The sequence below is a fragment of the Burkholderia sp. Bp8998 genome, assembly GCF_003854235.1.
Classification (GTDB): domain Bacteria; phylum Pseudomonadota; class Gammaproteobacteria; order Burkholderiales; family Burkholderiaceae; genus Burkholderia.
This window is the reverse complement of the sequence record NZ_QTQF01000024.1, coordinates 77,693-93,411: the sequence shown is the minus strand read 5'-3', so window position 1 is coordinate 93,411 and position 15,719 is coordinate 77,693. Positions and strand designations below refer to the sequence as shown.

Annotated in this window: 8 protein-coding genes; 3 read left to right on the top strand and 5 right to left on the bottom strand. The window is 63.5% G+C overall.

All coding sequences use genetic code 11. From position 1 onward, the window contains the following. Positions 1-3: 3 nt before the first annotated feature. The 5 genes from DIE06_RS23195 to DIE06_RS23175 form a co-directional block, all read right to left on the bottom strand. On the bottom strand, positions 4-264 hold the full coding sequence (locus DIE06_RS23195) for a hypothetical protein (protein WP_124663348.1): 261 nt from the start codon (positions 262-264) through the stop codon (positions 4-6). Next, complete coding sequence (locus tag DIE06_RS23190) at positions 261-9,362, bottom strand: hemagglutinin repeat-containing protein (RefSeq protein ID WP_185733455.1); 9,102 nt, start codon at positions 9,360-9,362, stop codon at positions 261-263. The genes DIE06_RS23195 and DIE06_RS23190 overlap by 4 nt, the downstream gene beginning before the upstream one ends. Before the next feature lie 328 nt (positions 9,363-9,690). Further along, complete coding sequence (locus tag DIE06_RS23185; protein WP_124663347.1) at positions 9,691-10,875, bottom strand: porin; 1,185 nt, start codon at positions 10,873-10,875, stop codon at positions 9,691-9,693. A 55-nt stretch (positions 10,876-10,930) separates the two neighbouring features. Then, a complete protein-coding gene (locus DIE06_RS23180; protein WP_124663346.1) occupies positions 10,931-11,725 on the bottom strand; it encodes an ABC transporter substrate-binding protein in 795 nt (264 codons plus the stop codon). A 53-nt stretch (positions 11,726-11,778) separates the two neighbouring features. Beyond that, positions 11,779-12,948, bottom strand: a complete 1,170-nt coding sequence (locus tag DIE06_RS23175; protein WP_124663345.1) for a M20 aminoacylase family protein — start codon at positions 12,946-12,948, stop codon at positions 11,779-11,781. Positions 12,949-13,094: 146 nt separating this feature from the next. Between DIE06_RS23175 and DIE06_RS23170 the strand changes: the two genes are divergently transcribed. The 3 genes from DIE06_RS23170 to DIE06_RS23160 all read left to right on the top strand — a co-directional run bounded on the left by DIE06_RS23170 (position 13,095) and on the right by DIE06_RS23160 (position 15,684). Beyond that, a complete protein-coding gene (locus DIE06_RS23170) occupies positions 13,095-14,057 on the top strand; it encodes a LysR substrate-binding domain-containing protein (protein ID WP_124663344.1) in 963 nt (320 codons plus the stop codon). Positions 14,058-14,241: 184 nt separating this feature from the next. Continuing rightward, positions 14,242-14,517, top strand: coding sequence for a formaldehyde-responsive transcriptional repressor FrmR (gene frmR, locus DIE06_RS23165; protein WP_006753040.1), 276 nt, complete (start codon positions 14,242-14,244; stop codon positions 14,515-14,517). A gap of 57 nt (positions 14,518-14,574) precedes the next feature. Beyond that, complete coding sequence (locus DIE06_RS23160) at positions 14,575-15,684, top strand: S-(hydroxymethyl)glutathione dehydrogenase/class III alcohol dehydrogenase (protein WP_124663343.1); 1,110 nt, start codon at positions 14,575-14,577, stop codon at positions 15,682-15,684. The last annotated feature ends 35 nt before the right edge of the window (positions 15,685-15,719 follow it).

Here is a 15,719-nt window from a genome sequence, read left to right as displayed (position 1 = left end):
GTGCTACAACATTGCAAGAAGGTATGATCTCCCGAAGGTGAAGGCAGCAGCAAGGCCGACGCTCACTAACGCTCCAATCGTACTGAGTGCAGCCGGTTCGTTGTAAGCGAACCATGCAAACAGAAGTGGTGCCATGACCATCGTTGATTTTAACCAGTATAAAAATTTCGCTCTAAACGAATCCTCCAGATTTCTTCCAAAAAGAAAAAATGTAATTAGCAAGACTGCGAGAGCAATTATTACCGCGCCAACTTCCATCGTCATTTCTTCGGCCCCTTAATTTGATCCCAGGTATTTCTTATCCCCCACCAAGGGTTGGTGGATGGATCGAAAAATGGGTCCACCGATTGCGATAGTCCAGTCGCATTACCCAACGGAACACCAATTTGTTTTCCAGCGGCAATCGTTCCCGTCTTGGTCACGAAAAGAACGGCAGACTGCATTAGCGAATTTGTGCCGCCCGCCCATGTACCCAAAGCTTGCCCGTATATTCCGCCCAGTGCTCCCCCATAAAATCCACCGATAGTTTCAGCGGTTGTCAAGGGCTTCCCTGACAAAAAACTCAACCCGAGCGTTGTTGCCAATCCAGAAGCTGCCGCTTTACAAGCAGCGCCTCCCGATACCAAACAGGCAGTGACAGCAATCGCCGCCTTTCCGGTGCGCTCGTAAGCGAGATTCTGATTACGCAATTCTGCATCGGTCAGTCCGGTTCCGAGCTGCTGCTGTCCGGCATTATACGTGTCCTGATTTTGCTTGATGTACTGGCTGTTGTAATCGTGATTTGTATACTGGGAATCGTTCTTGTAGCCGTCGCAATTCAGGTTCTGGCATCCTACGATGCTTCGAATTTCCCAATCGTGCTTGCCTCCGGATGCCTCTGCCGTTTGTTGATCGGAATTGCGCAGGATTTCTGCAACTATCCGCCCCTCGGCTTCCTGCACGCTTATCCCGAGCTTCTCCGCTACGATCTTCGCATCCTTCTTTGCTCTCGTGTACTCGTCCGGGTGAAGTTGCCGATTAAACCTATCCACGTTGTACCCCGAAAACGCCCCCGATTCACCTCCCACCGCAGCACCGGCCCCCGTCGCAAGCGCGTTCGCCACGATGTTACCCAGCGCCTGATTCATATTGGCGTTGCCTGTCGGATCGCTGCCTGCGATCGCGCTGCTCAGTTCGTTCAGCTTGCCCGACGCAATCGATGCAATCGCTGCACCAGCTGCGCCACCTACCGCATTGCCGCCCGCCAACCCCGTTACCAACGCCGCACCGGCACCTTGCATCAGTGCGCGGTTTGCTCCGCCTTCCTTCCACGCGTCGACGCCGGCCTGGTCACCATTCGCGGCGGCGTCTTTCATCATCTTGTCCGCGTAGTCCCCAATCCGGCGCGACACCGCTTCGCCAGCCGCGCTGGTCGCGGCCATCATGTCCGCTTGATTGCTCAAGAGATTCTGCATGTCGGGGAGTTTGGCGACCGTACCGTTGGTGTTCGTCGTATCGCGATTCAAGCTCGCCACATCCTGCTTCTGGTTCGCCGAATCCGTGATCGTGACCGTTCCGGCGCTGACGCCGCTCTTCGTTTTCGCGCTGTCGCTACCGCTTTCATCCTGGCCAAGCATCGGCGCGGCACCACCCGCATTCTTGCCCGACGTGCCGCCGTGCGTGCTGTAGTTCATCCCGCCGTCGCCGGTCGTCACACCCGCGCTGAAACCGCTCGAGCTCGCATCGTAGTGCGACTGGTTCTGGATGTCCGAGAAGGACAGCGAACCCGTCGTCAGCGTGTTCTTCGACGCATCCGCTTCACTCGCGATCAGTGCCCCCTTCAGGTCGGTATTGCCGGTGACGTTGATATTGAAGCCACCATCGCCTGCGTGAATTCCGGCTTGCTCGTTGACGCCCGCATAACTGCCCGTGGCATTGCCCTTGCTCTGGCTGAAGCTCGCACTGGCGCCGCCTTGACTGATGCTAAAGCCACCGCCCGAACTCGACTGATGCGCCGCGCTCGACAACGTGTCCTGCACACTCTCGATATTCAGGTTCCCGCCCACATCGGCATTCACTAGCTTGCCGTTGACGTTCGAGCCGATGACGTTCGTATCGCCGCCCGAGATGATCGTCACGCCGTTTGCCGCGTTCACATGGCTGTTGTTCCGTGCGGCCAGATCGCTGTTGCCATCGCCATTGGCCTTCGACATCGCCGCCGAAATACCAAAGCCACCCGTGCCGACCGATACGCCCACGCTCGCGCTCTTCGACTCGTTCGTGCTGCGCGTCGAATCGGTGTCTGTCGTATAAATGATATTGACCTGGTTCTTCGCTGCCAAAATCACATCGTTTGCGTTTACGTTCGAGCCGGCGATCGTGACATTGCCGCTACCTGGCTGCCCGTTCCCCGTTGCCGCAAACGCCACCGTCCCGCCCGCATTCACGTTCGAGCCGCGATTCGTTACTCTGTCTTCGGAGAACGCGCTCTTGCTATGGCTGCTGCCAACACTGAGTTCGACCTTGAATTCAGGCGTTTTGCCTGCTCCCAGCGCGTTGACCACGTCGCCTGCAGCCACGTTAGCATCCCACGCCGCGCTGGCCGCCGCCATCCCGTGCAGGGCCGAGGCTCGACCATCCTGACTACTACTGGACGCACGCGATTGACCGACCGCATTCGACACCGCGTCGATCACCGGCGCCTTCAGCGCCAGCGTCAAGCCGCTCTTCGACACTTCCTGCGTCTCGCCGCGGTGACGCGTGTCCTGCGCCGCATCGATCGTCACGTTCGCACCTGTGCCGCTGAGGTTCTGCGCGGCAATCAGGTCACTGCCGGTCACGTGCAGGTCGTTCCCCGCCGTAATGCTCAGGTTGCCGTTCAACGAACCGATCGTGCTGCCGTTGTTCGACACCTCGGTCGTCTGGCTGGTCGTTTTCAGCGAGCTGCTGCCAACCGACACCGACAGACCACCACCCGACATCAGGCCTGAATCCTTCTTTTGGTAGTAGTTCGACGACTGCAAGGTATCCTGCGAAGTCGTAACCGTCACGTTGCGCGCCGCAGTGAGTGCAACGTCATTCGTTCCGACGATGGTACTACCCTGAACATTGACGTCCTTTCCGGAGACGACATTCACGCCGTCCGCGGAAATCAGACTGCCATGATTCAATGTCATCGTCTGGTCAATCCCGCTCGCCACCTTCGAACCGCTCACGACGTTGCTGTGGCTGTGCGTTTCGTGAGAGTTCAGCTCATGCGTTTCGGTCGCCGCGCCGATATTCACGTCGCCGGCCGCTAGCAGATTCGCGTTGCCCTTGTCGAGACTGATCGCGCTGCCGGAGAGCGTGATGTCCTTACCCGACACCAAATTGATCGTGTTCCCGCCGTTGAGCGTCGTCCCGGTGAGCGCCTGATCCGACGTATGCAGCGTTTCCGCATAGCTGCGGCTACCGTCGTCGCCCGAGCTGTTGCTGTTCACGGTCGACGTTGCGCTCGCGGCGCCGAGCGCAACGTTACCCTGCGCCGCGATTGTGCCACCCTGGCCGAGATCGATCCGCGCGCCCTTGGCGGTAATATCTCCGCCGACGCCTATCAGTGATGCGCCGCCAACCTGCACCGAGCTGCCGGTGACCTTGTTGATGTCGGTATTCGACACCCCATTCGCGCGCTGCACGATCTTGTGCTCGCCCGTCTGAACCGCACCAAGATCCCAGTTGCCGCCGACATTCATCCCGAGGTTACCGCCAACCGACAGATTGCCCGCGTTCTGCTGGAAGTTGCCGCCGGTGACGATCGATGCGTCGCCCACGACATCCAGCTTCGCAGTCGGCCCGAGCGTCGTCACCACGCTCGTGGCACCATCGCGGCTCACCCGTGTGTTCGTCTTCGTCGCAGTGTCGAGAATCAGGTTCTTGCCGGCATCAAGCTGCAGGCTGCCAGCCTTCACATTCGAGGACATCAGATCGATGTTGTTCTCGGTCTTCAGCGACATGAGCCCGCCACTCTGCAACGCGCCGAACGCGTTGTCGATCTGCTTGCCCTGAATCGCCAGCGTGTTGTCCGCCTTGATCGTTCCGCTGTTCGTGAATGACTGTGCGTTCTGGAAATCGATGTCCGTCGCGCTGATCAACGGGCCATCGATATTCTGCTGGCTGGCCTTGGCGAGATACACGACCGGCACGAGTACCGACTGACCGTCGACCACGCGCGTTTCCATCATGATCACGTTACTGGTCAGCTTCGACACCTGATCGGCCGACAGACTCGCGCCTACGGCCAAATCGAGCGACTTCGACAGATCCGCGCCGGCTGCCATCAGCGACTGATACATCGTCTGCAGGTCCGCATACGGTCCGAGCACCGCCTTGCCGGTCAGCGCGGTGACTTCGTTGCGCACGAGCTGCTGTTCGTAGAAGCCGTCACCGAGTCGCTTCGGGATGTGCGTGAGGTCGACGCCGAGCTGGCCGAAGAAGTAGTCGCTCGAAATGAAATTCTTCTGGTTTGTGAACGCCGGGTTCGTCTCGATCACGTAGTTCGCATTCGGCGCCGTGGTCGGCTTGAACAGCCCGCCCTGCGGAATCGTTAGGTTGTTGAGCACGTTCAGCGCCGTCGCACTCGCGATGATCGGATCGACCGGTGCCGGCGGACCACCGTGAACGGACGATGCGCCCGATTTCGCTCCGCTCGCGTTACCGGACAGGTTGGTGGGCGTGAGGCCCGGAACCGACTGGCCGGGGAGCAAGCCAAGCGAGGGGATCGACGCGTTGCCCGCCGTGTTGTTGACGCTGACACCCGTGCCAGAAATCGTGCCGTTCGAACTCATCGTCGAAAAGTAGCCCGGCAGCGTGTAGTCCTTGATCGACGCCGGTGCCGCCTGCGTATAGCCACCCGGGCGACTACCGACGAACGGTGCGTTGCCGAACGGCAACTTCCAGTCGTATTCGCTGTTGTCGTAGTTGTTGTAGTGATATTGCCCCGAGTAGGAAACCGACACGCCCGGCAGTTTCTGGCCGGACGCCGCCCAACCGTCGGCGTCGTAGTTCCCCGGCATCTTGATGTCGCCGACCGCCGCGATGTTGCTCCAGTAGTTTTGCAAGGTGCCGACCGACGATGCATCGATCTTGCCGCCCGACACGATCCGAGCGGCCGGGCTGATGTCCGTCACGGTCGTCGCCGTCGCGCTGTCCGCATAGTAGGTCGTGAACTGATACGTGCTGTTCCACTGACCGCCATGAGGCGGCTCGGTGTAGACACCGCCGATGCTATCCGGATCCTTCACGCCGACCTGGCCCGTGCGGCCGCTGATCGGAATACCGAACTGCCCGAGCAGCGATGGGTCGATCGAGCTGGTCGAGGTCCTCATCGCGCGCCGCGTGCTCGTCACCTTGTCCGCGTGCAACTCCATGTCGCCGCCGGACTGGATCAGGGCCGATACGTTGTTGACGAGCGCCGCGTTCGTGTAGTTGCCGCTCGCGTCCTTGCCGCCTGCCAGCACGACCTTGCCCATGCCGAAGATGGCCGTCGTCGCCATCGAGTCGGTCGCGGTCGTGTCGTCGCGGTTCTCGATGACGTGCGCGAGGATTTCGAGCGTGCCGTTGCTGTCTGAACCGCCAATCAGCGCGGTCGGGCCGAGGTTCGAGATCGTATTCGTCGCGTTGAGCGAGACGCTGGCGCCCACGAGCGCGCCCGTGTTCGTCAGGTTGGTCGATTGCGTGTGCAGCAAGCCGCCAGCCGTCAAGGCGCCCACGTTGACGATGTTGCCCGCGTTCACGCTCAGATTGTTGACCGACTGCAGGTTCGCGTTGTTCGTGAAGGTACCGGGCAACGTGAAGGCAAGATCGTGGCCGACATTGAACTGGGTGTCGGCCGCCGCCGTGTAGTCGCCCTGCAGGTTCACGTTGGCGTCATGTGTCGCACTATAGGTACCGCCGCCTTGCAACGTGACCGCCGCGACCGACAGGTCGTGTGTCGAGCTGATCTGGCCGTTCGTGTTCGTGATTGCACCGGTCGTCGTGACGTTCACGTCACCGTTCGAATTCGTGACGTTGCCAATGCGGCCGCCGCTGTTGTCGACAGCGTTTGCGTTGACGTGCAGCGAGCCGCCGCTGAGCTGGCCGCCTTGTGTGTTGCTGATGGACGCTGCGCCGATTATCACGTCGCCGTTGCCGGTGATCGCACCCATGCCGGTCACGCCACCGGCATGGCTGTTCGCGATCTGGCTGCCACCTTGCACAGTCATCTTGCCCGCACCAAGGTCGACAATGGCGCCATCCGCGTTGTCGATCGACGCGGATTGAATATCCAGCGTACTGATGTCGCCTGTTGCCGACTGCCCGGCCTGAACGTGACCGCCACGGTTCGACAGCGCACCGCCGGTCTTCAAGGACAGCGACGCGTCCGATCGCAGCAAACCCTGTGCGTTGTTCACGTCGCCCGCGATCGTGGCGTTGATGCCGCGCTGCGCGGCGAGAATACCGCTCGCGTTGTTCCATGTCGCCGCGTTGACGTTGGCTTGCCCCTTCGTCACGATGGTGCCCGACGCGTTGTTCAGCGCGCTGGCTCCATTGCCCGGTGCGATCGTCAGCGTGCCCGTGCCCGCATGCGTAATGGTGCCGCCCGCGTTGTCCAGCTCGGCCGGCGTGAGCGTCAGGTCCGTACTGTTGGTCTGAATCACGCCGCCCGCGGAGTTGTCGAGCGTGCCGCCGACGTTGATACCCATCGCCGACGAGCCGTACTGCGTGATCGTGCCGCCATGGTTGACGAGGTTGGCGGCCGTCAGCGCAAGCTGATTGGCCTCGAGCTTGCCGCCGCTGTTGTCGAGCGTCGAATCGGCAGTGACCGACAGGTTCGGCGCGACGATCGAGCCGCCCTGGTTCGTCATCGAACCGGTATGGATCGTCGCGTTCGTGCTGGCGCCAATCTGGCCGCCGTCGTTCGTCAGCATGCCGCTGGTAATGCCCAGGTCCGTATTCGACAACAGCTTGCCGTTCGCATTGTTCAGCGTGCTGGCGACGATTGCCGTCAATCCGGTCTGTGCGTTGATCGAGCCCGACGTGTTGTTCAGCGTGCCGGTTTGCGCGACGATGCGCCCGTTGCTCGCGATCGAACCACCCACGTTCGACACCGAGCCGGTCCCACTTCCGAGCGTCAGTGTGCCGGTGCCGGCATGGGTAATCGTACCGCCGTCGTTCTTCAGCGCAGCCGGCGCGAGCGTCAGGTCGGCGCTGTTGGTCTGCAGCGTGCCGCCGGTGGAATTGTCGAGCGTACCCGACACGTTCACGCTCATCGCGCCAGCGCCTGTCTGCGTGATCGTGCCGCCATGGTTCACGACGTCGGTTGCATTCAACGCGACCTGATCGGCCTGCACGGTGCCGGCGCTGTTGTCGAGCGTCGTGGCGCTGACAGTCGCAGTCTGGCCGACAATCGAGCCGCCGCTGTTGGTCAGGTGCGTGCCGGCATCGACCGCAACGTTCTGCGCCGCTTGCAGGGTACCGCTGTCGTTGTCGACCGACTGGCCCGCGATACGCAAATTCGTGTTGGACGTGATCGCACCGCGGTTGACAACGTTTGCGCCGATGACCGAAACATCACCGTTTCCGCCGATGACACCGCCTTGCGCGCCGTTCGCGGTGATGCCCGCAGCGTTGATCAATTGGCCGCTGGTCGTCACTGACAAGCCATCGCCGTTGAGCGACGTGATCCGGCCCGCCGTGTTATCGAGTGACGCACCGCCCACCACCATGCCGGCTGCGCTTTGGATGGTGCCCTGGTTGTTGGCGATAACGCCGCCATGTACGTCCGCCGTGCTTTCGGAGACCAGTTCTCCGGACTGGTTGGCGATCTGGCCGGCCACGTTGACCGACAGCGAGCCTTGCGACGATACCTTGCCGCTCTGGTTCGAGAGCGCACCTCCGGTCAACGTCGTGCTGCCGCCACTCGACAGGCTGCCGTGGTCGTTGATCACCGTGCCCGTCGCGTTCGCTTGAATAGCGCCTTGCGCGCTCGTCGTCGCGTTCGACAAGTTCACGTCGCCAGCCGTCGCGTTCAGCGAGAGATTGCCGTTCGCCGCCGTCAGGCTGCCGGCAAGATTCACGCTGGCGCCGGTCAGTGATGCATTGCCGCCCGCTATGTTCTGCCCCGTTGTGGTCAACTGTCCCGACGCGGTCAGATTCAGGTCACCGCTGTGCGCGACGGAACTGTCGAGGTTCACGCCCGCGCCGATCGTGCCGGTCGAGTTGACGCTACCGGCATTCACCGTCGTATTCTGCTGCGCCGCGAGCGTCCCGGTGTTCGCAAGATCGGCGCTTGTGCTGGCCGACAGCGACTGCTGCGCATATGTCGTGCCGCTGTTCTGGATGCCGCCTGCGGCGGACAGCGCGAGGTTGCCGCTCGCGGTCGTTTTGCCCGTGAGTATGAGCCGGCCGTTCGACTGCAGCGTCAGGTCACCGGCCTGTGCGGCAATCGTACCGGCGTTGGCCACGCCCACACCGAACTCGTTCGATGCGAGGAAGATCCGATTGCTGTACATGCCACCCAATTGACTCACGTCGATCGCAACCGACGGAGCGGGACCGTCGCCGCCGATCGGCGTCGTGGCGAGCGTGTCGTGGTTGACCTGCGCCGCGCCGGCGATCACGTTCAGATTCTTCGCGTAGACCGCCGCGTTCACCTGCACCGCGCGTGCGATCAAATCAACCTGATCGATATTGGCTGCATTCAGGCCCGCGCCAGCGACAGTCACGAGGCCGCGGTTAACGTTGTAGCCGGCAAGCGACCCATCGGCACCATAGAACGGCACGCCGGTTGTCAGGGTCGCGCGACTGGTATTCAGAAATCCGCCGCCGTCGACAAAAATCCCGGACGGATTGGCCAGCACGAGTTCCGCACGAGCGCCTGCGATCTCGACTGTGCCGCGAATTTGGGACGGGTTCGGACTGTTGACCTGGTTGACGATGATCCGCGCGGCCTGCCCGGCTCCGTAGTTCGGGTTGCCGTTGATCCAGCCCGCCTGCTGCGTCTGAACCATCGTGGCCGAATTGTTCAGGATCGCGCCGGCTTTTTGTACGTCGAACTGGTTGTAGGTGTTGACTGATACGCCCGCACTCGACGGACGCGCCACGTTGACTTGCGGCAAACCGTTCGGTGTCTGGATCACTTGCGTGGTGGTGCCCGGCGTCGGGACGATCTGCGCACCGGACAAGGTCGGTAGCATGCCGAGCAGGGCGACGCCCGCCGCAACGGCGCACGTGCCGGACGCCGATGAACGCCGCCGCGCGCGCGCCTCGCCCGTTGCCGATTTCCCCTCGGCCGTCGCCGTCTCCGCGACGGCCACTACCATACCCCGAAGCCTGGAATACACCAGGCGATGCGTATTCTTGTTCATTCTCGTCGGCGCGGCCCGCGCCCAATCGTTCGTTATTGAGCGCGAGATTACCGAAACATTGAAAAATGACTGTCAAAAATTGCCAAGCCGTTGAAGTAAAACCACAAAACTTGAATTTCAGATACGTCTGATTGACATGCACTCGGATATATCTCGTCGAGCTCCCAAAGCGTGCTGTCGGCAAGACGTGCTGAAGAAGGGAACGGTGACGTAAGCACCGAGACGGACCTGTTGTCCCCTGCGCACGCGAAGCGCGGCAGGTCCGTATGCGGTTCGTCGGTGTCGCAGGCGGGCGGCCCGGGTCCGCCGCCCTTCCCGCCCGCCTCCGTCAGAACTTGTGCCGAATCCCCGCATGCACCATCAACTGCTTCGACGTCGACGACAGATCGGCCGCCCCCGGAATAACCGCCTGATCGAGCGACGAGCCGGTCGCATCACCCGCCACCCGCTGGTACGCGCCCATCAGGTAGACGTCGGTGCGCTTCGACAGGTTGTAGTCGGCCATCAGCCCGATCGAATGGATCTTCGGTTTCGCGCTGCCCGTGGTCGCGTCATAGCGCACGGTCGTATACACATACTGCGCGCCGACGAAGAACGCCGGCGTGAACTGGTACTTGCCGTTCACTTCGAAGTTCTGGTATTTGATCGCCGTGACCGTGCCGCCCGCGAGCGGCCCCGAGACGGGTTCGATCGTCTCGTCGCCGACCAGGTAGCCAACGTTCGCGGTCGGCCGCGTGACGTTGCTGTTCGTATAGGCGAACCCGACCGTCGCGGGCCCGGCCGTGTAGTTGACGCCCGCCCCGAAGATCCGCAGCCGCGCCGATGCGAAGTTCGCATCCGCGCCGACGGACCCCGAGCCCGCGATCGCGCCGCCGGCCGTCGCCCCCGGGTTGTCCGCATTCAGGAACGCCGCGCCGACGAGCAGGCCGCCCTGCTCGAACTGCGCGCCGACGCTCCACTGCCGGTTGTTCGCGAACCCGGTGTCGTTGCTGAAGCTGTACGTGCCGCCGAACGAGAAGCCGGCAAAATCCGGGCTCGCGTACTTGACCGTGTTGTTCACGCGAAACGTGTTGCCGGTGTTGTCGTTGTCGAGCGGATGCGAGAACGGATAGACGCCCCAGCTGCCGTTCGCGGTCGTCGGCGCGAGATAGTCGACGATCGCGTCATATTGCCGGCCGAGTGTCAGCGTGCCGAAGCGCGTGCTGCCGAGCCCGACGTAAGCCTGCCGCCCGAACATGCGGCCGCCCTGCGCGAGCGTGCCGCTGTTCACGTTGAAGCCGTTCTCGATCTGGAACAGCGCGCTGTAACCGCCGCCAAGATCCTCGGCGCCCTTCAGCCCCCAGCGGCTACCCTGCGCGAAGCCGCTCGCCATCTGCCACGCACCGTGGCCGCCGACGTTGTTCGTATAGTCGATACCCGCATCGACCAGCCCGTACAGCGTGACGCTGCCTTGCGCGAAGGCCGGTGCCGCACAGAGCGCCGGCATCGCGACGAGAAACAATCTCCAGTTCATTCGTTTTCCTTATTGATATGTCGAGCGCTACCCACCTGCCACGATGCGGCGCGGCTTACTTCGCGCCGTAGATGTCGAAGTCGAAGTACTTGCGGTTGATCCGCTGATACGTGCCGTTCGCGAGGATCGTCGCCAGCGCGCGGTTGAATGCATCGCGCAGCTCGGTATCCTGCTTGCGCAGCCCGAGTCCGTCGCCCTGCCCGAAATACTTCGCGTCGTCGATCGCCGCGCCGACGAACATGAAATCCTTGCCCTGCGGCTTCTTCAGGAAACCGTCGCTGGCCGCGATCGATGCCTGGAACGCGGCGTCGAGCCGCCCGGTCACGAGATCGGCATAGACCTGATCCTGGTTCTGGTACGACTCGACCTGCACGCCGGCCGGCTGCCAGTTCGCGATCGCATAGTCGGCCTGCGCGGAGCCCTGCTCGACGCCGACCCGCTTGCCCTTCAGCGACGCGGCCGTCGGCAGCAGCGGCGAACCCTTGCGCGCGATCAGCCGCGCCGGCGCATTCGAGATCCGGTTCGTGAACGCGATCTGCTGCATCCGCTTCGGCGTGATCGTCATCGACGACGCGATCACGTCGAACTTGCGCGCGAGCAACCCCGGAATCATCCCGTCGAAACTCGATTCGACCCACACGCAGCGCGCATGCAGCTCCGCGCACAACGCGTTCGTGATGTCGATCCCGAAACCGGTCAGCGTGCCGTCGGGCTGCTTGTATTCGAGCGGCGGGTACGTGGGATCGACCGCGAGGCGAATCTCCTTGCCCGTCCAGTCGCCGGCATGCGCGCCCGCTGCGACGGTCGTTGCCGTCAGCGCCACCGCGAGCGCCGCCATCCATTGTTTCATTGCCAGTCTCCTTGTTTCCATCGTTGAGGGTAAATCGAATCCATCCGCCAGCCTCACGCGAGGTAGCGCTCGGCGAGCGCGATCCAGTAACTCGCGCCCGTCGCGAGGCACGCGTCGTTGAAGTCGTAGCCGGGGTGGTGCAGCCCGCAGCCGGCCGCGCCGTCGCCATTGCCGATCGACAGGTAGCTGCCCGGGCAGGCGTCGAGCATGAACGCGAAATCCTCGCTCGCCGCGATCGGCCGCAAATGCGGAATCAGCGCGTCGTCGCCGCCCCATTCGCGCGCCACATCGCGGGCAAATGCCGTTTCCGCCGCATGATTGACGAGCACCGGATAGCCGTAGCGATATTCGATCTCGGCCGTCGCGCCATAGCTGTCGACCTGGCCGTGCACGATCGCGCGGATGCGCCGCTCGAGCAGCGCGCGCACGTCCGGCGACAGCGCACGCACGCTCAGTTCGAGATCCGCATGCGGCGGAATCACGTTCGATGCGGTGCCCGCGTGGATCGAGCCGGTCGTGACGATCGCCAGTTCCTGTGGATTCACGTTGCGCGACACGACCGTCTGCAGCGCCATCACGATCGACGCACACACGACCACCGGATCGACCGTCGTGTGCGGCGCCGCGCCATGGCCGCCGCGCCCGGTCACGCGCACGCGTACCTCGTCGGCCGACGCCATCGCCGGGCCGTCGCAAAAGCCGAGCACGCCCGCCGGCAGGCCCGGCACGTTGTGCATCGCGAACACGGCATCGCACGGGAACTGCGTGAACAGCCCGTCGTCGAGCATCCGCTTCGCGCCGCCGAGCCCTTCCTCCGCCGGCTGGAAAATCAGGTTCAGCGTGCCGCTGAAGCGCCCGCGCTCGGCCAGGCAGCGGGCCGCCGCGAGCAGCATCGCCGTATGACCGTCGTGGCCGCACGCATGCATCACGCCGTCGTGCCGGCTCGCATGCAGCAGTCCGGTCGTCTCGCGGATCGGCAGCGCATCCATGTCCGCACGCAGCCCGAGCCGCTTCCCGGTGCCGCGCGTGAGCGTGCCGACCACGCCGGTGCCGCCGAGGCCGCGCGTCACCCGATAACCCCATGTTGTCAGGCAATCGGCGACGAGCCCGCTCGTCGCGTGTTCCTCGAAACCGAGCTCCGGATGCGCGTGCAGCCGGTGGCGCAGCGCGATCATCTCCGTCTCGATGGCCGCCATTTCAGGCGGAATGCGTGATCGATCCAACCCCGATACTCCTCTCTAGGTGCCGCATGGCGCTTGCCGGAATGGCAGGTCGTTGGCGAGATCGTAGGCAGCGAAAAAGCCGGCGAACAGCCGCAGTTTCGTTATGATGACAACCTTTCGTTGTCGGGTATCGCACCATCAGCACCATGAGCACGATCAAGCTGCATCAGTTGCAGGCGCTCGTCGCGAGCGCGGAGGCCGGAAGCATCCGCGGCGCGGCGCGCACGCTCGGGCTGTCGCAGGCGGCCGTCACGCGCGCGCTGCGCGAGCTGGAGGCCAGCGAGCGCCTGCCGCTGCTGGTGCGCGCGCCGGAAGGCATCGGCTTCACCGAATACGGGAAGACCCTGCTCACGCACGCGAAGCTCGTGCTCAAGCAGCTCGAGCATGCGCAAAGCGATCTCGAACGGATGCGCGGGCGCGTCGAGGGGCGGCTGAGCGTCGGCGTCACGCCGTGGCTGACGATGACGTTCCTCGCGGAAACCGTGCTGCAGTTTCGCGAGCGGATGCCCGACGTGCGGCTCGAGCTCTACGAAGCGCTGATGGCCGTCGCGCAACCGCTGCTGCGCGACGGCAGCATGGATTTCGCGCTCGGCCACGTTCAGGCCGGCAGCGGCGCGCAGGAGTTCGCGTTCGAGCCGCTGCTGCGCTACGACACGTCGGTGATGGTGCGCGCCGGGCATCCGCGCGAACGCGCGAAGTCCGTGCACGACCTGCTCGATTGCGACTGGGTGCTGAATTCGTCGGCCGACGGCCAGGCCGCGCTCGTCGACCATCTGTTCACGCGGCACGGCGCGCGGATCGACGAACGGCGCATCGTGCGCGCGCAGTCGGTCGCGATGCTGCAGACGATGCTCGAACAGGCCGGCATGTGCACGTGGTGCCCGACGATCCTCGCGGCGGTGCCGCCGTTCGGCGAGCGGATGCGCGTGCTGTCGCTGAAGGAGCGCTTCGAGCCGAGCGAACTCGGCATCGTCACGCGTCGCAGCAGCACGCTGAGCGACGCCGCGCGCTGCTTCATCGACTGCCTGCTGCAGACGATCCGGCGGCATGCGCGGTCGGCGCGGAAGGAGGATCTTGCATTGTTCCGCACGCTGACGCTGCTGATCTGACCTGACGGCGAATGGTGCCGGCGGGAATCGCGAGGACGTCACCGAAACCGTCACGCATTTTTCCGGCTGAATATCCTTCCCGTTCCCGGGGGCGGCCCGCCGTGCCACCCCCGGGATTCATCCCGTATACCTCCGCGCCACATTGTTCTATACTGCCCCCCAGTATCCGGAAACCACCTGTCCCATGCCGCATTCCCCCGAAGAAAAGAAACGCGTCCTGACCCGCGTGCGCCGTGTTCGCGGGCAACTGAACGCGCTCGAGCAGGCGCTCGAGGAGGGAGCGGACTGTGGTCCGATACTTCAGCAACTGGCTGCCATCCGCGGCGCGATCAACGGCGTGATGGCCGGCGTGCTCGAAAGCCATTTGCGCGAGGAATTCACCCAGCTCGCGGACGCCCCGCGGCCCTCGTCCGGATCGATCGACGATATCGTGACCCTCGTTCGGTCCTACTTGCGCTGACCGGCGCGGGATCGTCGACGTACCGCTCCATTCGATGATTTTTTTACCAGGAATGCCATGAAATCACGTGCCGCAGTTGCGTTCGAGGCGGGTAAGCCGCTGCAGATCGTCGAAATCGACGTCGAACCGCCCCGCAAGGGCGAAGTGCTCGTCAAGATCACCCATACCGGCGTCTGCCACACCGACGCCTTCACGCTGTCGGGCGACGATCCCGAAGGCCTCTTCCCCGCCGTGCTGGGCCATGAAGGCGCCGGCATCGTGGTGGAAGTCGGCGAAGGCGTGACGAGCGTGAAACCCGGCGACCACGTCATTCCGCTCTACACCGCCGAATGCGGCGAGTGCCTGTTCTGCAAGAGCGGCAAGACCAATCTGTGCGTGTCGGTGCGCGCCACCCAGGGCAAGGGCGTGATGCCCGACGGCACCACGCGTTTCAGCTACAACGGCCAGCCGATCTATCACTACATGGGCTGCTCGACGTTCAGCGAATACACGGTCGTCGCCGAAGTGTCGCTCGCGAAGATCAACCCGGACGCGAACCCGGAGCAGGTCTGCCTGCTGGGCTGCGGCGTCACGACCGGCCTCGGCGCGGTGAAGAACACGGCCAAGGTGCAGGAAGGCGACACCGTCGCCGTGTTCGGCCTCGGCGGCATCGGTCTCGCGGTGATCCAGGGTGCCAAGCTCGCGAAGGCCGGCCGCATCATCGCGATCGACACCAACCCCGGCAAGTTCGACCTCGCGCGCGTATTCGGCGCCACCGACTGCGTGAATCCGAAGGATCACGAAAAACCGATCCAGCAGGTGATCGTCGAAATGACCGGCTGGGGCGTCGACCACAGCTTCGAGTGCATCGGCAACGTCAACGTGATGCGCGCCGCGCTCGAATGCGCGCACCGCGGCTGGGGCCAGTCCGTCATCATCGGCGTCGCGGGCGCCGGCCAGGAAATCTCGACGCGCCCGTTCCAGCTCGTCACCGGTCGCCGCTGGCTGGGCACGGCATTCGGCGGCGTCAAGGGCCGCTCCGAACTGCCGGGCATGGTCGAGGACGCGATGGCCGGCGCGATCCAGCTCGCACCGTTCGTCACGCACACGAAGCCGCTCACCGGCATCAACGAAGCGTTCGACCTGATGCACGAAGGCAAGTCCATCCGGACCGTCGTGCATTTCTGAACCACGCGCAACGAGACCGGCTGCCGCAACCGGTC